21 protein-coding genes are annotated in these 19,218 nt (G+C 68.4%); 17 read left to right on the plus strand and 4 right to left on the minus strand.

Features of this window, described 5'->3' with window-relative positions:
• The first annotated feature begins 49 nt into the window (after positions 1-49).
• The 6 genes from ACFFDA_RS23340 to ACFFDA_RS23365 all read left to right on the plus strand — a co-directional run bounded on the left by ACFFDA_RS23340 (position 50) and on the right by ACFFDA_RS23365 (position 4,637).
• Positions 50-1,756: a M28 family metallopeptidase gene (locus ACFFDA_RS23340; protein WP_404479653.1), complete on the plus strand. Its 1,707-nt coding sequence runs from the start codon at positions 50-52 to the stop codon at positions 1,754-1,756.
• Positions 1,741-2,739: an agmatine deiminase family protein gene (locus ACFFDA_RS23345; RefSeq protein ID WP_404479654.1), complete on the plus strand. Its 999-nt coding sequence runs from the start codon at positions 1,741-1,743 to the stop codon at positions 2,737-2,739. Before ACFFDA_RS23340 ends, ACFFDA_RS23345 begins: the two co-directional genes overlap by 16 nt.
• 204 nt (positions 2,740-2,943) lie before the next feature.
• On the plus strand, positions 2,944-3,069 hold the full coding sequence (locus ACFFDA_RS23350) for a hypothetical protein (protein ID WP_404479655.1): 126 nt from the start codon (positions 2,944-2,946) through the stop codon (positions 3,067-3,069).
• Between the two features lie 196 nt (positions 3,070-3,265).
• A complete protein-coding gene (locus ACFFDA_RS23355) occupies positions 3,266-3,523 on the plus strand; it encodes a hypothetical protein (RefSeq protein ID WP_404479656.1) in 258 nt (85 codons plus the stop codon).
• Complete coding sequence (locus ACFFDA_RS23360) at positions 3,520-4,407, plus strand: bestrophin family protein (RefSeq protein ID WP_404479657.1); 888 nt, start codon at positions 3,520-3,522, stop codon at positions 4,405-4,407. Before ACFFDA_RS23355 ends, ACFFDA_RS23360 begins: the two co-directional genes overlap by 4 nt.
• A gap of 35 nt (positions 4,408-4,442) precedes the next feature.
• Positions 4,443-4,637 carry a hypothetical protein gene (locus ACFFDA_RS23365; protein WP_404479658.1) on the plus strand — a complete coding sequence of 65 codons (195 nt, stop codon included), beginning with the start codon at positions 4,443-4,445 and terminating at the stop codon, positions 4,635-4,637.
• Positions 4,638-4,673: 36 nt separating this feature from the next.
• On the opposite strand, the gene ACFFDA_RS23370 is transcribed toward ACFFDA_RS23365, so the two are convergent.
• Both ACFFDA_RS23370 and thrS read right to left on the minus strand, forming a co-directional pair.
• Positions 4,674-5,348 carry a spermidine synthase gene (locus tag ACFFDA_RS23370; protein WP_404479659.1) on the minus strand — a complete coding sequence of 225 codons (675 nt, stop codon included), beginning with the start codon at positions 5,346-5,348 and terminating at the stop codon, positions 4,674-4,676.
• Positions 5,349-5,502: 154 nt separating this feature from the next.
• Positions 5,503-7,494: a threonine--tRNA ligase gene (thrS, locus tag ACFFDA_RS23375; RefSeq protein WP_404479660.1), complete on the minus strand. Its 1,992-nt coding sequence runs from the start codon at positions 7,492-7,494 to the stop codon at positions 5,503-5,505.
• 429 nt (positions 7,495-7,923) lie between these two features.
• On the opposite strand from thrS, the gene ACFFDA_RS23380 reads away from it, so the two are divergent.
• Genes ACFFDA_RS23380 through ACFFDA_RS23390 form a run of 3 tightly spaced genes read left to right on the plus strand, consistent with a single transcriptional unit; the run spans position 7,924 to position 8,896 of the window.
• Entirely contained in the window at positions 7,924-8,511 is a 588-nt protein-coding gene (locus tag ACFFDA_RS23380) for a hypothetical protein (RefSeq protein WP_404479661.1), read from the plus strand.
• Positions 8,508-8,702 (plus strand): helix-turn-helix transcriptional regulator, encoded by a 195-nt coding sequence (locus ACFFDA_RS23385; RefSeq protein WP_404479662.1) that lies wholly within the window; start codon positions 8,508-8,510, stop codon positions 8,700-8,702. The genes ACFFDA_RS23380 and ACFFDA_RS23385 overlap by 4 nt, the downstream gene beginning before the upstream one ends.
• Positions 8,699-8,896 (plus strand): hypothetical protein, encoded by a 198-nt coding sequence (locus tag ACFFDA_RS23390; RefSeq protein WP_404479663.1) that lies wholly within the window; start codon positions 8,699-8,701, stop codon positions 8,894-8,896. Before ACFFDA_RS23385 ends, ACFFDA_RS23390 begins: the two co-directional genes overlap by 4 nt.
• A gap of 30 nt (positions 8,897-8,926) precedes the next feature.
• Here the strand turns inward: ACFFDA_RS23390 and ACFFDA_RS23395 are convergent, their stop codons facing one another.
• Positions 8,927-9,379: a hypothetical protein gene (locus tag ACFFDA_RS23395; RefSeq protein WP_404479664.1), complete on the minus strand. Its 453-nt coding sequence runs from the start codon at positions 9,377-9,379 to the stop codon at positions 8,927-8,929.
• Between the two features lie 82 nt (positions 9,380-9,461).
• Here ACFFDA_RS23395 and ACFFDA_RS23400 point away from each other — a divergent pair, with 82 nt between their 5' ends.
• The 6 genes from ACFFDA_RS23400 to ACFFDA_RS23425 all read left to right on the plus strand — a co-directional run bounded on the left by ACFFDA_RS23400 (position 9,462) and on the right by ACFFDA_RS23425 (position 15,749).
• A complete protein-coding gene (locus ACFFDA_RS23400) occupies positions 9,462-9,710 on the plus strand; it encodes a hypothetical protein (protein ID WP_404479665.1) in 249 nt (82 codons plus the stop codon).
• On the plus strand, positions 9,707-11,491 hold the full coding sequence (locus ACFFDA_RS23405) for a hypothetical protein (RefSeq protein ID WP_404479666.1): 1,785 nt from the start codon (positions 9,707-9,709) through the stop codon (positions 11,489-11,491). The genes ACFFDA_RS23400 and ACFFDA_RS23405 overlap by 4 nt, the downstream gene beginning before the upstream one ends.
• A 143-nt stretch (positions 11,492-11,634) precedes the next feature.
• A complete protein-coding gene (locus tag ACFFDA_RS23410; RefSeq protein ID WP_404479667.1) occupies positions 11,635-12,402 on the plus strand; it encodes an alpha/beta hydrolase in 768 nt (255 codons plus the stop codon).
• A gap of 4 nt (positions 12,403-12,406) precedes the next feature.
• Positions 12,407-13,309, plus strand: coding sequence for a tetratricopeptide repeat protein (locus tag ACFFDA_RS23415; RefSeq protein WP_404479668.1), 903 nt, complete (start codon positions 12,407-12,409; stop codon positions 13,307-13,309).
• A complete protein-coding gene (locus tag ACFFDA_RS23420; RefSeq protein ID WP_404479669.1) occupies positions 13,306-14,304 on the plus strand; it encodes an LLM class flavin-dependent oxidoreductase in 999 nt (332 codons plus the stop codon). The genes ACFFDA_RS23415 and ACFFDA_RS23420 overlap by 4 nt, the downstream gene beginning before the upstream one ends.
• A 218-nt stretch (positions 14,305-14,522) precedes the next feature.
• A complete protein-coding gene (locus ACFFDA_RS23425) occupies positions 14,523-15,749 on the plus strand; it encodes an NAD(P)/FAD-dependent oxidoreductase (RefSeq protein WP_404479670.1) in 1,227 nt (408 codons plus the stop codon).
• A gap of 42 nt (positions 15,750-15,791) precedes the next feature.
• Here ACFFDA_RS23425 and queG read toward each other — a convergent pair whose 3' ends face one another.
• Positions 15,792-16,826, minus strand: coding sequence for a tRNA epoxyqueuosine(34) reductase QueG (queG, locus tag ACFFDA_RS23430; protein WP_404479671.1), 1,035 nt, complete (start codon positions 16,824-16,826; stop codon positions 15,792-15,794).
• A 79-nt stretch (positions 16,827-16,905) separates the two neighbouring features.
• On the opposite strand from queG, the gene ACFFDA_RS23435 reads away from it, so the two are divergent.
• Positions 16,906-17,895 (plus strand): ABC transporter ATP-binding protein, encoded by a 990-nt coding sequence (locus tag ACFFDA_RS23435; protein ID WP_404479672.1) that lies wholly within the window; start codon positions 16,906-16,908, stop codon positions 17,893-17,895.
• On the plus strand, positions 17,892-19,163 hold the full coding sequence (locus ACFFDA_RS23440; RefSeq protein ID WP_404479673.1) for an ABC transporter permease: 1,272 nt from the start codon (positions 17,892-17,894) through the stop codon (positions 19,161-19,163). Before ACFFDA_RS23435 ends, ACFFDA_RS23440 begins: the two co-directional genes overlap by 4 nt.
• The last annotated feature ends 55 nt before the right edge of the window (positions 19,164-19,218 follow it).

The following is a 19,218-nucleotide window of genomic DNA, read 5'->3' on the forward strand; positions in this document are numbered from 1 at the left end:
GCCGCCCGGCTCTGGCACCTGTGCCCGCGTTCCAGCGCGAGGTCCCCCCATGAAACCTATCCTGTCGCTCGCCGCCGCCATGGCGCTTGGTGTCTGCACCGCCGTTTCCGGCCAGGACGACGCCCTGCCCAAAGGCACCGCTCTGCCGCCCCCGCCGAACGCAGGCGCCACGCCCGACGTGCCGGTGCCGCTGATGCAGGCGATCACCAAGCGCCTCTCCGCCGACGATCTGGAAGGTCGCGCGCCGAGCACGGCGATCGAGCCCAAGGTGCTCGACTACATTGTCGAGCAGTTCAAGGCGGCAGGCCTGCAACCGGGCAACAAGGGACAGTGGCTGCAGCCGGTGCCGACGGTCGAGATCACCGGCGATCACTATACTCCGCTGACGATTTCCGGCTCGAAACTGTCCTTCAGGTTTGGCGACGAATACGTCGCAGCCAGCTACCGGGTGGCGCCCAAGAGCGAGGTCAGGGACAGCGAGCTGGTCTTCGTCGGCTACGGCATCAACGCGCCCGAACTGGGCTGGAACGACTACGCCGGGCTCGACATGAAGGGCAAGACCGCGGTCATCCTCGTCAACGACCCCGACTATGCGGACGAAGGCGAAAGCGGCCTCTTCAAGGGCCGGCGCATGACCTACTACGGCCGCTGGACCTACAAGTTCGAGGAAGCGGCGCGCCAGGGTGCCACCGCTGCGCTGATCGTCCACGATACCTTCCCCGCCGCCTACGGCTGGAAGGTCGTCAACTCCAGCTGGACCGGCGCGCAGTACTACGTCCAGAAGGCCAATGACGGCATGGACCAGACGGTCGCCAACGGCTGGGTGCAGAAGCCCGTCGCCGAGGCGATCCTGAAAGCCGCCGGGAAGGACCTCGCAGGTCTCACCGCCGCCGCGCAGAAGAAGGGCTTCAAGGCGGTGCCGCTGGGCCTCAAGGTCAGCTTCGGGTTCGACAACACGATCCGTCGCGCTGCCTCGAACAACGTCGTCGGCATTCTCCCGGGGAAGACCCGGCCGGACGAGGTCGTGCTCTACTCTGCCCATTGGGACCACCTGGGCCGCTGCACGCCCGACAAGACCGGCGACGACATCTGCAACGGCGCGGTCGACAATGCCGACGGCGTCGCACTGCTCACCGCGCTCGCCAAGATGAACGCCGAGACCGGGCCCGCCGCGCGCAGCCAGGTCTTCGTGGCACTGACGCTGGAGGAATCGGGCCTGCTCGGTTCGGAATACTACGGCGCCAATCCGATCTACCCGCTCGACCATACCGTCGGCGGGGTGAACATGGATGCGCTGCTGCCGGTTGGCCCCTCGAAGTCCTACACCATGACCGGCGGTGACAAGTCCGAGCTGGGTGATCTCTACCACAAGGCGCTGGCCGCCAGGGGCCTGGGCGACGTGCCCGAGGATCACCCGGAGCGCGGCGGCTACTATCGCTCGGACCACTTCAGCCTCGCCAAGCGCGGCGTGCCGATGTTCAACATCGAGCGCAGCAACGACCTCGTCACGGGCGGCGTCGCCGCGGGCGAGAAGGCGGCCCAGGACTATACCGACAACCGCTACCATGCCCCGGCCGACGAATATTCGGATGCTTGGGACTGGTCGGGCATCGCCCAGGATGCCGCGCTCTACTACGACCTCGGCCGCGAGCTGGCGGACGGGACGATGTGGCCCAACTGGCGCCCCACCGACGAATTCCGCGCAATTCGCGACAAGGCCTGCGCGTCGGCCAGCAAAGGATGCAAACCCAAGTGACGTTCTCGCTCCCTCCCGAATGGCACCCGCAGGACTGGATCTGGATCGGCTTCCCGCATGACGCCGAAGAGTGGCCGGGATTCCTCGAGCGGGCGCAGGAGCAGATGGCCGCTTTCGCCAGCGCCGTCGCCGACAGCGGCCAGGAAGTGCGCCTGATCGTGCGCGACGAGGCGAACCGGGCCCGCGCGCTCGAACTCGTCTCGGACAAGGTCACGCTCGAAACCCGTCGCTACGGCGACGTGTGGTTGCGCGACACCGGGCCGCTGGTGGTGATGGATGCGCATGGCCATCGCAAGGCGATGCGCTTCGGTTTCAACGGCTGGGGCGGCAAGTACCTGATGGACGGCGACCAGGAAATCGGCGAGGAACTGGCGCGCGACGCCGGGCTCGAGGTCGAGCTGGCCGACTGGATTCTGGAAGGTGGCGCGCTCGACGGCGACGGCACCGGACTGGTCGCGACCACCGGCCAGTGCCTGCTCAACCCCAACCGCAACCCGCACCTCACGCAAGCCGAGCTGGAGATGCGCCTGCAGCGCGACCTCGGCTACGACCGGGTGCTATGGCTGGGCGAAGGCCTCATCAACGACCACACCGACGGCCACGTCGATAACCTCGCCCGTTTCGTCGCTCCCAACGTGTTGGCGCTGCCGCGTGCCACCGGCGCGGATGATCCCAACGCCGCGATCTACGCGGATGCCAAGGCCCGTGCCGAGGCTATGGGCGTGACAGTGGCGCAAGTTCCCTCGCCGGGACGGGTGGAGAGCGAAGGCGGCCGGATCGAGCCGGCGAGCTACATGAACTTCGCGGTCACCTCCAAGCTGGTGGTGGTGCCGATCTACGGCAGCGCGCACGACGAGGAGGGCGTCGCCGCCATCGCCGCGCTGTTCCCCGATCGCGATACATGCGGCGTCATGGCCGACGCCGTGCTGGCCGGCGGCGGCTCGTTCCACTGCTCCAGCCAGCAGATGCCTTCGATCGCGTAACATATGCGGCATACGTCGTCCCGGACTTGATCCGGGACCGCTGGCAAGGCTGCGCCGTGCTTCGTGCAAGGCGCAGCGCGGCAGTGGCCCATGGCGGGCTTGCGTCTCAAGAATCCCCTCGGTGCCATGCAAATCCGGGACGAGGTGCAGCAAAGTTCCGTTTCTTAACGCTTTGGAAACCACCCGCGAGGCATCATCGCGGCCATGGTTCGTATCGTCGCCCTTGCCCATGCTCCGCTGCATCTGCCGGCCATCGGGCTGCTGCGTCCGATCATGGTGGGCGGTTGCGCCCTGGCGCTGATCCTCGCGCGCACTTCGCTGCCGCTCTGATCGCGTGCCCGTACGTCGGGCTCCGATTTTCCCCTTCCGTTTCAATGTCGCGGACCGCGGCATGGCTGCGTCTTGTCTACAATGTTGCACCGCACACCGAGATATTGCATTGCAGCAAAGTTTCGTTGCAAACCGCTGATGCAATCGAAATCCGGTTACCCCAGCTTAAGGGCGAACCTGATTTTGGAGTTCTACCATGCGCAACATGAACGCTGCGGAGCGTGCCCGGCTTCGCGAATCGCTTGTGGGTAACCTGCTGCTGCTGCTCTTCGGCTGCGGCGTGCTCGCCTTCCTGGTAGCCGCGGACCGGGTGAACTGGTTTTCGATCCGCCCCGCGACCGGAACCTCCATCGCGATGGCCCGTTCGACCGAGAAGCCCAGGGATGCCGCGCAGGAAAAGCGCATCACCACCCTGGCGCAGCATCCCCAGCCGGAGTCCGCACTTCCGCAATGATCGTCAGCAAGATACCCAGTCCCGCCCGGATCGTCCGGGAAATCTGGAAGCCGCTCACCGTCCTGTTCGTCTGGGACGTGATCGTCACCATCACCTACTATGTCCTGCCGTTCTCGGCGCCGGAACTGCCAGTGACGTTGTTCGGCACTGTGCTCGGCCTGTTCCTGGGCTTCCGCAGCAATTCGGCCTACCAGCGCTGGTGGGAAGGGCGCGGGCTGTGGGGGCTGATGATAAACGCCAGCCGCAACATCGCGCGCTCGGCGCGCAACTTCATGCCCGATCCCGAAGCATCGGACTACAAGCGGCGGATCGTCCTGCGCCAGATCGCCTACGTCAACGCGCTGCGCTGCCAGTTGCGCCGCCTGCCGCCGGACGAGGAAGTGATCCGGCTGCTGCCGCAGCATGAGGCCGACCTGGCCCTGAGCCGCACCAACGTCGCCAACGGCATCCTCGATGGCACCGGCCGCCGCATCGACGAGGCCCGCCGCAACGGCTGGATCGACACCATCCAGCAGGCGCAGATGGAAGCCGTGCTGGTCGACATCGCCAATGCGCAAGGCGGCATGGAGCGGCTCAAGAACACGCCGCTGCCGTTCCAGTATCGCTTCCTGCCGATGCTGTTCACGCACTTGTTCTGCGTCCTGCTCCCCATCGGCCTGGTCGAGACGCTGCAGTTCGCGACGCCGCTCGGCTCGACGATCGCCGGCCTGATGTTCCTGGCGGTGCTGACCATCGGCGACGACCTGGTCGATCCCTTCGCCAACGACATCCACGACCTGCCGCTCAATGCGATGTGCCGCACGATCGAGATCGACCTGCTGCAGTCGATCGGCGAACCGGCGCCGGAACCGCTTGGGCCGGACAAGCACGGGGTGCTGTGGTAAGGCGGGCGTGATATCCCCAGCGGAAGTACCAGTTCATGCGCCTTTCGAAAGATCGCCAGACCGCCTCTGCCGCCATACGCTTCGGCAAGGTCTTCAGCATGGAGGCGCGGTCGGATTTGAGCCCGGTGGGACTGGTCGCGCTGGGGTTGCTGGTCTCGGGGATATTGCTGAGCACGAGCGTCGTCGTGGCGGCGGCGCGGCGCGGGGGCGCGAAGAAGATCGAAGGGTAACGGCCGCGCAGCGGCGTCCGGCACCCGTCCCGCGCCTTATTCGCTCTTGGACGAAAACCAGATTACGTGCTTGGCGCCCTTGCCGTTGCTGCGGGCATGGACCTTGACCTCGTCGACCGCAAGGCCGGCCTTCTCAAGCCTCCGCGCGAAGACGGGATCGGCGCCGGCGGACCAGATCGCCAGCACTCCGTCGGGCGTCAGCGCGCGCTTGGCGGCGCGCAGGCCGAGTTTGGAGTAGATGACGTTGTTGTCCTCGCGCACCAGGCCATCGGGGCCATTGTCGACATCGAGCAGGATCGCGTCGTAGTCGCCGTGGCCTTCGGCGATGACGTGGGCGACGTCGCCCATCACCAGCGTCACGCGCGGGTCTTCGAGATGGTTGCCCGTCAGGTGCGCCATGGGCCCGCGGGCCCATTGGATGATCTCGGGCACCAGTTCGACCACGGTGACGAGGGCATTGGCCGGCAGTACCCTGAGCGCGGCGCGCAAGGTGAAGCCCATGCCGTAGCCGCCGATCAGGATGTGCGGGCGCTTGCTATTCCGGATCCGGTCGTAGGCCATCGTCGCCAGGGCCTCTTCCGAGCCCCACTTGCGGCTGCTCATCAGCTCGTTGTGGCCCAGCACGATCATGAAGTCCTTGTCGTGCCGGAACAGTTCGAGCTTCCCGCCATCGGGAATCCAAGCGGTATCGACGAGTTCGCGCTGGATCATGGGGTGGGCTCCTTCGTCATCATGGCTTGTGCCCCTGCGCCACCGTCACCCCGAACTTGGTTCAGAGGCCATCTTGCCGCCTTTCCAGACCTGGAGATAGGGCACGATGGATGCTGAAACGAGTTCAGCATGACGTGGGCGGAAAGGAAGTGGGTCAAAGCAGATCCGGCGCCGTGGCTTCGCGCTTGAGCAGGGCGATCGCCTCGTCGAGGGACATCACCTTCTGGTGCTCGGCGCCGAGCGTGCGCAGGGCGACGGTCCCTTCCTCGGCCTCGCGCTTGCCGACGACGAGGAGGTGCGGCACTTTCTTCAAGGAGTGCTCGCGCACCTTGTAGTTGATCTTCTCGTTGCGCACGTCGGTCTCGACGCGCACGCCGGCGGCCTTGAGCTTGGCGGCGACTTCACCCGCATAGGCGTCGGCGTCCGACACGATCGTCGCCACCACCGCCTGGACGGGTGCGAGCCACACCGGAAGCTTGCCGGCGAAGTGCTCGATCAGGATGCCGATGAAACGCTCGTACGAACCGAAGATCGCGCGGTGGAGCATGACCGGGCGGTGTTTTTCGCCGTCCTCGCCGATGTAGCTGGCGTCGAGGCGCTCGGGCAGCACGCGGTCCGACTGGATCGTGCCGACCTGCCACGTTCGGCCGATCGCGTCGGTCAGGTGCCATTCCAGCTTGGGTGCGTAGAAGGCGCCTTCGCCCGGCAGTTCCTCCCAACCGAACTCTTCGGTGGCAAGGCCGGCCTTGACGACGGCGGCGCGGAGTTCGGCTTCGGCCAGGTCCCACATCTCTTCGCTGCCGAAACGCTTTTCGGGGCGGAGCGCGAGCTTGATCGAATAAGTGAACCCGAAGTGCTTGTAGACTCGGTCTGCCAGTTCGCAGAAGTCCTGTACTTCGCTGACGATCTGGTCCTCGCGGCAGAAGATATGCGCGTCGTCCTGGGTGAACTGGCGTACGCGCATCAGCCCGTGCAGCGCGCCGTGGGGCTCGTTGCGGTGGCAGCAGCCGTTTTCGTACAGGCGCATCGGCAGTTCGCGGTAGGACTTGATGCCCTGGCGGAAGATCAGGACGTGCGCCGGGCAGTTCATCGGCTTGAGGGCCATCCACTCGGCATCATCTGAGACGATCGGGCCTTCGTCCTCGACGTTGGGGACCTCGTCGGGGATGACGAACATGTTCTCGCGGTACTTGCCCCAGTGGCCGGACTGCTCCCACTGGCGCGCGTCCATGACCTGGGGGGTCTTGACCTCGCGATAGCCGGCGCCGTCGATGGCGCGGCGCATGTAGGCTTCCAGCTCGCGCCAGATGAGGTAGCCCTTGGGGTGCCAGAACACCGAACCGTGCGCTTCGGCCTGGAGGTGGAACAGGTCCATCTCGTTGCCGAGCTTGCGGTGGTCGCGCTTGGCGGCTTCCTCGAGGCGCGTCAGGTGGGCGGAAAGCTGCTTCTTGTTGAGCCAGCCGGTTCCGTAGATACGGCTGAGCATCGCGTTCTTCTGGTCGCCGCGCCAGTAGGCGCCCGACACGCGCGTCAGCTTGAAGGCGGCCGGGTCCAGCTTGCCGGTCGAAGGCAGGTGGGGGCCGCGGCACATGTCGAGCCAGTCCTCGCCCGACCAGTAGACCGTCAGCGGCTCGTCGCCGGGGAGTTCGGCGGCCCATTCGGCCTTGAAGCTCTCTCCCTGCTGCTTCCAGCGGCTGATGAGCGTCTCGCGGTCCCAGACCTCGCGGCGCAGCGGCTTGTCGGCGGCGATGATGCGGCGCATCTCCGCCTCGATCGCGGGCAGGTCGTCGTCGGTGAACGGACGATCCTTGGGCGCGAAGTCATAGTAGAAGCCGTCGTCCGTCGAAGGGCCGAAGGTGATCTGCGTGCCGGGGAACAGCGCCTGCACCGCTTCGGCGAGCACGTGCGCAAAGTCGTGGCGGGCGAGGTCGAGCGCTTCCGCCTCGTCGCGGCTGGTGACGAGGGCCAGTTGCGCGTCACCCGTGAAGGGCAGGCTCAGGTCGACCAGTTCGCCGTCGATGCGAGCGGCGAGGGCGGCCTTGGCGAGGCCCGGCCCGATCGCGGCGGCGACGTCCGCCGGGGTGGACCCCTCCGGCATTTCGCGGACCGAACCGTCGGGCAGGCTGATCTTGAACATCTGGGACATCGCGGGACTCGTCTCTCGTTACCGGCGCAGACCGGCTTTGTGCGCGCCATGGCACAGGCAGGCGCGCGGGTGAAGCGGCGGCGTCGGCTAAATGGCTTCGTTTCGGGAGAGTGACGCCGTCTCGCCCGAAACCCCGGGCGACGGTGGCGCGCGAATTCAGACCGCGACCGACCGTGCCCGGGCTGGCCGGGTAGTGGTGGTAGTGGTGGTGCGCGCGTGCGTCATGGCGGGCGATGTAGCGATTGTGCGGCGCGAAGTCATCCCCTCGCGTGCGTCCCTTGCATTCGCATCGTCGGCCTCGGTCGGGCGACCTCTCTCGCGGCGACCAAGGCTCGATGACAACTACGCTGTCCATAATGTCAATGTCACTTGACTAGATCGCGTTGGAATGACAACTTTCCTTTACATCGAATCAGGGGAGTTTGACCAATGGCCAGCGAAGTCGTCTCGCGGCGCCCGGTGTGGCTATGGGGTGCCGCCTTCTTCGTCGGGATGTTCGGGACCGGCCTCGGTGCGCGCTTCCTTGATCTGCCGTCGATCCCCTCGATGCTGGTCATGATACCGCCGATGCTGCTGCTGATCCCCTTCGTGCGGGCCAGCGAACGCGCGCAGGCCGAGTGCGGTGCGTTCTCGCCTGCGACGCGGCGCTACAACCGGCGCGGACTGATCTGGTCGTTCGCCTATGTGCTGCTGCTGTCGGTGGCGGTGGTCGGGAGCAGAACGCTGCACGCGCAGGGGCCGCTGCTGTGGGTGCTGGCCATCCTGCCGGCGCTGCCGATCCTCTACCTGCTCTGGGCCATGAGGCGCTACCTGGTGGAGGAGCAGGACGAATACTTGCGCAAGTGCGTCGTCAACGCGGCGCTCTCGGCCACCGGGCTGCTGCTGGGCGTGGCGACGGTCTGGGGCTTCCTCGAGACGTTCGGGCTGGTCCCGCACGTGCCAGGCTGGGCGGCGGTGCCCGTCTGGGCGATCGGCCTGGGCCTCGGCACGTTCGTGAACCGCTGGAGGGGGGCGTGAAGAACCGCCTCAAGGTGCTGCGCGCCGAGCGCGGCTGGAGCCAGCAGGACCTCGCCGGGCGCCTCGAAGTCTCGCGCCAGAGCGTCAACGCGATAGAAACCGGGCGCTACGATCCCTCCTTGCCGCTCGCCTTTCGCATCGCCGACGTCTTTGGTATGGCGATCGAGGATATTTTCCAGAGGGGGGAATGATGGCGTCCGGGCCCGAACGGCGCAGCAAGGGAGCGCAAGTCGGCGTGGCCGTCGCGATCGCGGTGGCCTTGGCACTCGCGCTCGGCCTGTCGCAGGGGCAGGCGCAGAACGAGGCGGACGCGCGCTCGAGCCTGAGCGATTTCCCGGCGGAAGGCAGGCTCGTCCTGTGGGTCCTGGGCCCCACGCTCTACTGACCGGCCGCCCGCCGAGCCGCTTCCGACCCGTCAACTCTCCGTCGCGGAAACTTTCAGGATCAGCACTTTGTCGATCGCGCGGTCGACCTGCCGGACCGGTGGTCCGATCGTCGCGGCGAGGCGGGTCACGTCCACCGGCGCGAAGCGGGAGGCGCGCAGGCGAGCGAACTCGATCGCCGCCGGCAGTGCAGCCGCGCGCAATTCGGGCATGCGCTTGGCCAGCGCAGCGGCGTCCTCGGCAGTCTTCGCCTGGACGACGATGGTAACGTGGAGCACCCCGTCCACCCGCCCGCCATCGACGATCGGCGCATCGATGGGCTCGAGCGCAAGGAACGTCGGGTCGGGGGGCGGGGTCTCGGCGGCCTTGCGCGGATCGGTGTTCGCCGCGTGCAGCGGGACCGCCGCCGCCAGCAGCATGGCCAGTGCAGGACCACGGGCCAGCGCGGGACCACGGAAGCGACGGCAGGAAACGGGAAAGGGCATCGAGGACTCCGGTAGCAGCCCCGCCCGGTCCGCAAGCCGGGCAGTCGTTCTATAATAGGATGAAACTTGGAGTTCCTTGCAGATGAGCAGCGATCGGCGTCCGGCGAAAGTGCGGGTCGTTTCTTCCGGACCCGTACCGTCCACGCCTGCGCGCCGCCGCACGGACGAACCGCGGGAGCAGATGCCCGCCGCCTCGGCGGCGGCTGCGCACAAGCGGGAGGGGGGAAGCCTGCTATGGGTCGCCGGGGCGCTGGCGCTGTTCCTCGTCGGTTGCGCGATCGGAGGCGCGTTGTTCGTGCTGGCCGGGTTCACCGAGGCGGGCTCGCTGTGAGGCTGGCGCGCCTGTTGGCCTGCGGGGTGCTCGTCCCGGGCGCGGTGGTCCTCCTGGCGACGACCACGCCGCCGCCCGCCGCTCCGGTCTATGCGCCCCGGCTGCCGGGCTTCGCCGCCGAACTGGCCCAGCGCCCCCCGCTGGCCGGCGCGTCGGCCTGGGCCGCGATCCCCGAGCGCGAGGCCTGGGAGCGTCTGGCCACGGTGTCCCCGCAGGAGCGGCAGGCGGCGCGCTGGGACTATGCCCGCAGCCTGATCGCGGCCGAGCGCGGGCCCGAGGCGCTGGGCGTCCTCGACGTCATGGTACAGGATGATTCCGACCTCGGCATGGTCGACGCCTACCGCCTTGCCCGCGGGGCGGCGCTGGCGCAGCTCCGCCGTCCCGAGGAAGCGCTGGCGGCGCTCGACATGCCGGGCCTGCGTGCCAATCCCGAGGCCTGCCTGTGGCGCATGCGCGCGCTGGCCGGCGCGCAGCTGGCCGAACAGGCGCTCCAGCAGCTCGCCTGTGCCGCCCCGGCGCTGGACAAGCCCCGCCCCGCGCCCTTCGTCCTCGCCGCCGCGCTCGCCGGGGTGGAAGGCGGCGCGCCGGAGAAGGCCCTGCACTGGCTGTCGTGGCTACCCGACCGGGACCCGGCCGCCAATCTCCTGCGCGGACGGGCGGAACTGGCGCTCGGCCATGGCGACAATGCGCGGCTGCGCTTCGCCCGCGTAGCGCAGTCGGGCACGGCGCAGCAGCGCATGGACGCGCGCCTGAGCGCCCTGGAGGGCGAGGTCGCCCGCAATGCCATCCGCCCCGAAGCGGCCCGCCGGCAACTCGACCAGATCCGCTATACCTGGCGCGGCGATGCGATCGAGGAACGGGCGCTGCGCCTCGACTACCGCCTTGCCGACACCGGCGGCGACTTGCCCGGCGCGCTGTCCGCCGGGGCCGCGCTGGCCCGCTACCACGACCCGGCGCGGCAGGGCGCGGACTTCCTGCCTTCGCTCCGTGCCAAGCTGTCGGCGGCGCTCGATCCGGCGCGCAAGCTGCCGCTCGACCGGGCGGCCGGGCTCTACTGGGACTACCGCGATCTCGCACCCGCAGGCGCCGAAGGCGACCTCATGGCCAGCCGCCTTGCCGAGCGGTTGCAGCAGGCCGGGCTCTACGAACGCGCGGCGGACCTGCTCTCCTACCAGCTCATGCAGCGCGCCGGCGACCTCGCGCGCGGGCCGCTCTCGGCGCGAGTGGCGAGCCTCTACATCCTGGCCGGCCGTCCCGAGCGTGCGCTGCGGACCTTGCGCGAAACCGACGATCCGGGCTTGCCGGACGCGATGCTGGCGGCGCGCAAGCGAGTCGAGGCCGCCGCGCTCACCCAGGTCGGCCGGGTCGACGAGGCTCTCGCGGTGCTGCAGGACATGCCGGATGCCGGGGCGCTGCAGGCGGAGATCCTGTGGCAGCGGCGCGAGTGGTCGCGCTATGCCGACGTCTCGGCGGCCGGACTGCCGCGCGCTCGCGTGCTCGATCCGGTGGGGCAGGCCAAAGTGCTGCGGCATGCGATCTCGCAAGCGATGCTGGGACGCGAGGACGCGCTGGCCGGGCTCCACGCGCGCTATGGCGCCGGGTTCAGGGGGCTGGCGTCGGCGCCGGTGTTCGAGATGCTGACCGGCTCTCCGGGGGCCGTCGATCCGGGCAAGCTGGCGCAGGCGATGGCGGCGATTCCATCGGCCAGTCCCGTCGGGGACTTCGCGGACTTGCTCGAGGGGGCCGCGCCACCGGCGCCTGCGAAAAAGCCCAAGGCATAGATCAGGGCCCAGGGCATAGACCGGGGTTGGCGCCTGCCTCGGGCTCGGCGGCTGGGTGGCCGGTGGCCTGACTTGCCCGCTCCCAAGCAAGTCTTTCCCCTTTGGCGCTTGCCCTCGCGGCCTCGGGTTCCCACTAACGGGTGATGACATCGACCCGCTTCCTCGACCTCTCCGACGGTCGCTCCATCGCCTATCGCTTCACGCCGGGGACCGGCCCGGTGATCGTCTTCCTGCCCGGATACATGTCCGACATGGCCGGCTCCAAGGCCAGTGCCCTGTTCGAGATGGCCCGCGCCAGCGGCTTGCCGTGCCTCCTGTTCGACTATTCCGGTTGTGGCGAGAGTCCCGGCTATTTCGGCGACGGCACGCTCACGCGCTGGACCCAGGAAGTCCTCGCGCTGGTCGCCGCGCTGGAAACCGACGAGAAGGTCGTGCTGGTCGGCTCGTCGATGGGCGGCTGGGTCATGTTGCTTGCCGGCCTTGCGCTGGGTGACCGGCTGGCAGGCCTCGTCGGCATCGCGCCCGCACCGGACTTCACCGACTGGGGCATTCCGCAGATGGACAAGTCCCTCCTGGCCGATGGCGAGACGATCTTCGAGGACAATCCCTACGGCCCCGAGCCGACCCCCACGCACCCCGGGTTCTGGGCGGACGGCCAGGCCAACCTCCTGCTGGAAGGCCCGATCGCGATCGATGCCCCCGTCCGGCTGCTGCACGGACAGCGCGACCCGGACGTGCCGTTCGACATCTCCCTGCAACTGGCCGAGCGATTGCGTTCAGCCGATGTGCAGGTGACGCTCATCAAGGACGGCGACCACCGCCTCTCGCGCGATGCCGACATCCAGTTGCTCTTGCGCACGGTTGCCGAACTCGTCCTGCCCCGCGCGACGCAGGTTCCCTCGGAGTCCTGATCCCATGTCCCTGCTGCCTCTCCTGCTTCCCCTCATGGCCCAGGTCGGCCCGGCGTCCGCCCTGCCCAGCAACGGCAGTCCTTACGCCTCGTCCCTGCCGCTCGAGATCATCGAGAAGAAGGATGCCGAGGCTGCCAAGCGGGCCCGCGAGGCGCAGAACGTCGTACTTCCCGCCGCGCGCGCAAGCTCCGCCAGTACCGGCTGCATGAGCGCGGTCGCGGCCAACCCGGAGAAGTCCGCCGAACTCGCCCGCAGCGCGCTCGACGACGCGCTCGGGCGCGAGCGGGTGCGCGCGGGCCTGTGCCTGGGCGTCGCGCTGAGCGACCTGAACCGTTGGGACGAGGCGCGCACCGCTTTCGTCAACGCGCGCGATGCCGCCGACCCGACCGACCACGCCAGCCGCGCCCGCCTCGGTGCGATGGCGGGTAATGCGGCGCTCGCAGCCGGGCAGCCGGGGCAGGCGCTGGGGTTGCTGGCTCCTGCCGCGACCGATGCCAAGATCGTTGCCGATGCCGATCTCACCGGCTCCATCGCGGTCGACCGCGCCCGCGCGCTGGTGGCGGTCAAGCAGCCCGGCGAGGCCGCGACCGCGCTTGCCGAGGCACGCGCGGTGCAGCCCGACAATGCACAGGCCTGGCTGCTTTCGGCCACCCTGTCGCGCCGCGAAAATAATCTCCCGCAGGCACAGGCGCAGATCGAGAAGGCCGCCACCCTAGCCCCGCAGGACCCCGAGATCGGCCTCGAAGCCGGCGTCATCGCCATGCTTTCGGGCAACGAGACGGCGGCGCGGCGCAGTTGGAACTCGGTCCTCGCGGCCGGTCCCGACAGCGATGCAGCCGTCACCGCCAAGCAGTACCTTTCCCAGCTCGGCTCCGAGCAGGGAGCAACAGCGAAAGCCACGCCATGATTCCGCTTTCCGTCCTCGATCTCGTTTCCGTCCGTGAAGGCGGCACCGTCGGCCAGGCGCTCGACATTTCCGTCGCCACCGCCCGGGCCGCCGAACGCGCCGGGTACAAGCGCTACTGGGTGGCCGAGCACCACGGCATGGACGGGATCGCGGGCGGAGCGACGTCGGTGGTCCTCGCCCACCTGGGCAATGCCACCAGCACGATCCGCATCGGCTCGGGGGGCATCATGCTGCCCAACCACACGCCCTACGTGATCGCAGAGCAGTTCGGCACGCTCGCCGCGCTGTTCCCGGGCCGCGTCGACCTCGGCCTCGGCCGGGCACCGGGTGCCGACGGGCGCCTGGCCCAGGCATTGCGCAAGGATATCCACGGGGCCGCCGAGCGCTTCCCCAATGACGTGGTCGAACTGCAGGCGCGCTTTGCCGGCCAGGCGGCGGGCGGGGTGCCCTCCCCGCAGGCGGCGGGCGCGGATGTGGAGATGTGGCTGCTGGGCTCCAGCCTGTTCGGTGCCCAGCTCGCCGCGATGCTCGGGCTGCCATACGCGTTCGCTTCGCACTTCGCCCCGGCGGCACTGGACGAGGCGGCGAAAGTCTACCGCGAGCGCTTCCAGCCCTCCGAGACGCTCGACCGCCCTCATTTCATGGCCGCCATCAATGTGGTCGCCGCCGATACCGACGAGGAGGCGGCCTACCTTGCCTCGTCCACCGACCAGAGCTTCGTGGCGCTGCGTACCGGCAATCCGGGGCGGTTGCTGCCCCCCGTGCGCGGCTATCGCGAAACATTGCCGGGTTCGGCGCGGGCGATGCTGGAGCAGGTGCGCTCGGTCAGCGCTGTGGGCAATCCGCAGACGGTGCGGGCCGGCATCGAGGAATTCGTCGCGCGCACCCAGGCGGACGAACTGATCGTCAGTATTGCGACATACGATCCGGCGGCGCAGATTCGCTCGCTCGAACTGACGATGGAAGCTCTGGGTCAGGCCCCGGCTCTGACATGAACGCGATCCGCTAAACCGTGGTTCCGGGCCCGACCCGGGACCGCGGACAAGGCCACGCCGACCTTGCGTCATGCCACCGCGCTGCAAAGGCCCACCGCAAACTGTCGCCTCGAGAGTACCCATGGTCCCGCATCAAGTCCGGGACGACGACGACTTTCGCAACTTCCTGTTGCGAGAGGCATTGACCGCGCGGTTAAATTGCGGGAACTCACCGGCCCATGGAAACAGCAGACGTCGTCATCGTGGGAGCGGGGCATGGCGGAGCGCAGTGCGCTATCGCCCTTCGCCAGAATGGGTTCACCGGAACCATCACCGTCATCGGCCGCGAGCCGGAGTATCCTTACGAGCGCCCGCCGCTCTCGAAGGAATATTTCGCACGCGAGAAGACCTTCGACCGCCTCTACATCCGCCCCCCGACGTTCTGGGCCGAGAAGGAGGTCACCTTCCGGCTCGGCACCGAAGTCACCAAGGTCGATGCCAAGGCGAAGGAACTGACGCTCTCCAACGGGGCGAGCCTCGGCTACGGCAAGCTGGTCTGGGCGACCGGCGGCGATCCGCGGCGCCTCTCGTGCGGCGGGGCCGAGCTTGCCGGCGTCCACGCCGTGCGCACCCGCGAGGACTGCGACACGCTGATGGCCGAGATCGACGCGGGCACGACCAACATCGTCGTCATCGGCGGCGGCTACATCGGGCTCGAGGCGGCGGCGGTGCTGTCCAAGCTCAAGCTCAACGTGACGCTGCTCGAAGCGCTGCCGCGCGTGCTGGCGCGGGTGGCGGGAGAGGAACTGTCCGCGTTCTACCAGCAGGAGCACCGTGACCACGGCGTCGACTTGCGCACCGGCGTGGCGGTCGATTGCCTGGAGGGTGATGGCCATCGGGTGACCGGCGTCAAGCTGGCCGACGGGGAGATCATCCCGGCCGAAGCCGTGATCGTGGGCATCGGCATCGTGCCGGCCGTCGCCCCGCTGATCGTCGCGGGCGCCAGCGGTGCCAACGGCGTAGACGTGGACGAGTTCTGCCGCACCTCGCTGCCCGACGTTTACGCGATCGGGGACTGCGCGGCCTTCGCCTGCGACTATGCCGGCGGCACCGTGATGCGCGTCGAATCGGTGCAGAACGCCAACGACATGGCAACCTGCGTTGCCAAGGCGATCTGCGGCGACGAGAAGCCCTACAAGGCGTTCCCGTGGTTCTGGTCGAACCAGTATGACCTGCGCCTCCAGACCGCCGGCATCAACGTGGGCTTCGACAAGACCGTGGTCCGCGGCGATGTCGATGGCCGCAGCTTCTCGGTAGTCTACCTCAAGGAAGGCCGCGTGGTGGCGCTGGACTGCGTCAACGCCGTCAAGGATTACGTGCAGGGCCGCAAGCTGGTGGAAGCCGGCGCCACGCCTGATGTGGCGGCGCTGGCAGATGCCGGGACGTTGCTGAAGGAACTGCTCTAGCGGCAAGACGAAACGGGGCCCCGCCTTCGTGGGCCCCGTTTGCTATTCCCTGACGAGCCGCCCCTTGGCCCATGCCGCGGCCTCGGCCACGACCGGGTCCTCATCGCCCAGCAGCGCCTCCACCTGCCCGAGCAGGGCCGTCCGGCCGCTGTTCCCCGCCGCGTAAAGGCAGTTGCGCACGAACCGATTGCGCCCGATCCGCTTGATCGGACTCCCCGAGAACAGTGCGCGAAATCCCGCGTCGTCCAGGGAGAGCAGGTCAGCCAGTTCCGGGGCGGTCAATTCGGCGCGGGGCAGGAATGCCTTCATGGTGTGCGCCGTGGCCGCGAACTTGTTCCAGGGGCAGACCGCAAGACAGTCGTCGCAGCCGTAGATGCGGTTGCCCAGCCCTTCGCGCAGGTCCTCGGGCACCGGCCCCTTGTGCTCGATGGTGAGATAGCTGACGCAGCGCCGCGCATCGAGGCGGTAGGGCGCAGGAAAAGCATCGGTCGGGCACGCGTCCTGGCAGGCGCGACACGACCCGCAGTTGTCACGCCCGGGCACCGCCGGTTCGAACTCCAGCGTGGTGTAGATTTCGCCGAGGAACAGCCACGACCCATGCTCGCGGCTGACGACATTGGTGTGCTTGCCCTGCCAGCCCAGCCCGGCCGCGGCGGCGAGCGGCTTCTCCATCACCGGCGCGGTGTCGGTGAAGACCTTGACGCCGACTTCCCCCAGACCGCGCGCGGCGCCTTTGGCGACGACCCAGCGAGCGAGGTGCTTGAGCGCCTTCTTCACGACGTCGTGGTAGTCGGCGCCTTGGGCATATGTCGAAATCCGACCCACTTGGGATTCGCCTGCCAGCCGCAGCGGATCGGCGGCCGGCGCATAGCTCATGCCCAGTGCGACGACGCTGCGCGCCTCGGGCCACATGCCCTGCGGACTGCGGCGGTGGTGGGCTCGCTCCTCCATCCACGCCATCGTCCCGTGCATCCCCGCCGCGAGCCACGCATCGAGGCGGGCGGCGCGATCGCCGTCCCCCGCGGCCGAGGCGATTCCGAAGGCACAGAAGCCCAATGCGCGCGCTTCCGCCTCCATTTCCGTGGCAAACGCCCTTAGCTCGCCCTTAACCAGGGCGGCACTATCGTCTACGCTGCTATCGGAGCCGGGGGACGTCATGGATGCGCAAGTAGGAGATCCGAGGTTGACCGGCAATGCGCGGCATGACGGGACACTGGCGATCGAGGCACGGGCGCTGGTCAAGCGCTTCGACGGCTTCACCGCCGTCGATGGCGTGGACCTCCAGGTCCCGGCAGGTTCGGTCTACGGAATCCTGGGGCCCAACGGCGCCGGCAAGACCACCACCCTGCGCATGCTGTTGGGCATCATCGATCCCGATTCGGGTTACCGCCGCATCCTGGGTGCCGAGCGCCCGCACCAAGTGGCCCACGCCATCGGCTACCTGCCCGAGGAGCGAGGCCTCTACCCGTCGATGAAGGCGACCGAGGCGATCGCGTTCCTGGGCGCGTTGCGCGGACTGCCGCTCAAGGAAGGGCGCCGCCGCGCCCACGAACTGCTCGAACGCCATGGCCTGGGCTATGCAGCGGGGCGCCAGATTCGCCAGCTCTCCAAAGGCATGGCGCAGCAGGTGCAGATCCTCGGCACACTGGTGCACCGGCCCCGGCTGGTGATCTTCGACGAGCCTTTCTCGGGCCTCGACGCGCTCAACCAGGGCAAGCTGGAAACCATGATGCGCGGCCTTGCCGAGGACGGCACGACGGTCATCTTCTCCACCCACGTCATCGCCCATGCCGAGCGCCTTTGCGACGAAGTGGCGATCATCGCCGGGGGCAAAGTGCCTTTCGCGGGCCCGGTCGACCTCGCGCGGGATCGGATCGCGCCCCAGGTACGTCTCGAAACCCGCGCGCTGCACGGGCCCTGGCGGGCAGCCCTGCCGGCGGATGCGCATCACGAAGGCCAGTTCTGGCACTTTGCGCTGCCGTCCACCGGCATCGAACCGCTGCTGCGCGCCCTGATCGAAGGCGAGGCCGGTATCCTCTCGCTCTCGATCGAACGGGCGGGGCTGCATGACGCCTTCGTCGCCATCGCAGGAGAAGCGGCGGCGCGCGCGCTCGAAGAGGAAAAACCGGAGGAGGCGAGCCGATGATCCCCGATCCGCATTCCGGCCGCCTGTCGACGATGGCCGCCGCCTGGGTCGTGGCACGGCGCGATTTCACGGCGATTCTGTTCTCGCGTACGTTCTTCTTCTTCCTGCTGGGCCCGCTGTTCCCGCTGATCGTGGGGGCCCTTGCCGGCAGCGTGGGTAATAGCGTCGACCAGTCCGGCGACCGGCCTGAAGTGGGTGTGGTCATGGCCGGTCCCGATGCCGACGCCATGGTCCACGCGCGCGACGTGCTGGCGGACCGGCTGGGCCAGGACCTTCCCGGCCTCGCCGTCGTGCAGCGCCTCGGCCCCGGCGAGACGGCCGATCCGGCGGCGGCGCTGGCGGGCAAGCAGGCGAACATCGCCGCGATCCTGTCCGGCTCCCCTTCCGCGCCGGTGCTGACCGGGCCGCGGGACCAAATCGAGGCCTGGGGCGGCGACATCGCGATGATCGCCGCGCAGGCCAAGGAAGGCGCGCTGCGTCCCTGGCCCCAGGTCAGACTGGAAACCACCGCGACCAGCCGGGTCAGCGAGCGCAAGAGCCGCCTCAGGACCGCCCAGGCCGCGCAGACGCTGCTGTTCCTGCTCACGATGATGCTGGCGGGCATGGTCCTGTCCAATCTCGTCGAGGAGAAGGGCAACAAGATCATCGAAGTCCTGGCCGCCGCGATCCCGATGGAAGCAGTGTTCTTCGGCAAGCTCTTCGCCATGCTCGGCGTCTCGCTGGTCGGGATCGCGGTCTGGGCCGGCGTCGGCGGCGCGATCTACTTCGTCGCGGCGTCGGCGATGCCGGCGCTTCCGGGCCCGGCCGTTGGCTGGCCCTTGCTGATGACGCTGGGCATTCTCTATTTCTCGATGGCCTACCTGCTGCTGGGCTCGGTGTTCCTGTCGATCGGCTCGCTGGCGAACACAGTGCGCGAGGTGCAGACGCTGTCCATGCCGGTGACGATGATGCAGCTCGTGCTGTTCTTCTTCGCCACTTACGCGATGACGCAGCCGGGTAGTGCGGTCGAGATCCTCGCGGCGGTGCTCCCGTTCAGCTCGCCTTTCGCGATGCTGGCCCGGGCGGCGCAGGACCCGGCGCTCTGGCCGCATGTGGCGGCGCTGGTGTGGCAGGGTGCGTGGCTGTTCCTGCTGGTGCGCATAGGCTCGCGCCTGTTCCGCAGGCGGGTGATGAAATCGGGCTCCCAGGGCGGCGGTGCGCGGCGCAAGTGGCGCCTGGCCTGGCCGTTCGCCTCGACTTTGCCGGGCAAGGTTGTCGTCCGCGATTGAATCGCGTCGGCGGATCGCCACATGGGATCGCGGGGCGATTCGAGAGGACGTGCGT

It is taken from the genome of Novosphingobium sp. BL-52-GroH, from assembly GCF_044813085.1.
GTDB lineage: Bacteria > Pseudomonadota > Alphaproteobacteria > Sphingomonadales > Sphingomonadaceae > Novosphingobium.

What these genes read in the sequence shown, in the direction of transcription:
- ACFFDA_RS23380 (WP_404479661.1), top strand. Translation starts at nt 7,924, where the DNA reads ATGGCCAGCGAAGTCGTCTCGCGGCGCCCGGTGTGGCTATGGGGTGCC.
- ACFFDA_RS23435 (WP_404479672.1), top strand. Translation starts at nt 16,906, where the DNA reads ATGGATGCGCAAGTAGGAGATCCGAGGTTGACCGGCAATGCGCGGCAT.
- ACFFDA_RS23425 (WP_404479670.1), top strand. Translation starts at nt 14,523, where the DNA reads ATGGAAACAGCAGACGTCGTCATCGTGGGAGCGGGGCATGGCGGAGCG.
- ACFFDA_RS23420 (WP_404479669.1), top strand. Translation starts at nt 13,306, where the DNA reads ATGATTCCGCTTTCCGTCCTCGATCTCGTTTCCGTCCGTGAAGGCGGC.
- ACFFDA_RS23440 (WP_404479673.1), top strand. Translation starts at nt 17,892, where the DNA reads ATGATCCCCGATCCGCATTCCGGCCGCCTGTCGACGATGGCCGCCGCC.
- ACFFDA_RS23345 (WP_404479654.1), top strand. Translation starts at nt 1,741, where the DNA reads ATGCAAACCCAAGTGACGTTCTCGCTCCCTCCCGAATGGCACCCGCAG.
- ACFFDA_RS23360 (WP_404479657.1), top strand. Translation starts at nt 3,520, where the DNA reads ATGATCGTCAGCAAGATACCCAGTCCCGCCCGGATCGTCCGGGAAATC.
- ACFFDA_RS23400 (WP_404479665.1), top strand. Translation starts at nt 9,462, where the DNA reads ATGAGCAGCGATCGGCGTCCGGCGAAAGTGCGGGTCGTTTCTTCCGGA.
- ACFFDA_RS23350 (WP_404479655.1), top strand. Translation starts at nt 2,944, where the DNA reads ATGGTTCGTATCGTCGCCCTTGCCCATGCTCCGCTGCATCTGCCGGCC.
- ACFFDA_RS23340 (WP_404479653.1), top strand. Translation starts at nt 50, where the DNA reads ATGAAACCTATCCTGTCGCTCGCCGCCGCCATGGCGCTTGGTGTCTGC.
- ACFFDA_RS23415 (WP_404479668.1), top strand. Translation starts at nt 12,407, where the DNA reads ATGTCCCTGCTGCCTCTCCTGCTTCCCCTCATGGCCCAGGTCGGCCCG.
- ACFFDA_RS23355 (WP_404479656.1), top strand. Translation starts at nt 3,266, where the DNA reads ATGCGCAACATGAACGCTGCGGAGCGTGCCCGGCTTCGCGAATCGCTT.
- ACFFDA_RS23390 (WP_404479663.1), top strand. Translation starts at nt 8,699, where the DNA reads ATGATGGCGTCCGGGCCCGAACGGCGCAGCAAGGGAGCGCAAGTCGGC.
- queG (WP_404479671.1), bottom strand. Translation starts at nt 16,826, where the DNA reads ATGGAGGCGGAAGCGCGCGCATTGGGCTTCTGTGCCTTCGGAATCGCC.
- ACFFDA_RS23395 (WP_404479664.1), bottom strand. Translation starts at nt 9,379, where the DNA reads ATGCCCTTTCCCGTTTCCTGCCGTCGCTTCCGTGGTCCCGCGCTGGCC.
- thrS (WP_404479660.1), bottom strand. Translation starts at nt 7,494, where the DNA reads ATGTCCCAGATGTTCAAGATCAGCCTGCCCGACGGTTCGGTCCGCGAA.
- ACFFDA_RS23410 (WP_404479667.1), top strand. Translation starts at nt 11,635, where the DNA reads ATGACATCGACCCGCTTCCTCGACCTCTCCGACGGTCGCTCCATCGCC.
- ACFFDA_RS23365 (WP_404479658.1), top strand. Translation starts at nt 4,443, where the DNA reads ATGCGCCTTTCGAAAGATCGCCAGACCGCCTCTGCCGCCATACGCTTC.
- ACFFDA_RS23370 (WP_404479659.1), bottom strand. Translation starts at nt 5,348, where the DNA reads ATGATCCAGCGCGAACTCGTCGATACCGCTTGGATTCCCGATGGCGGG.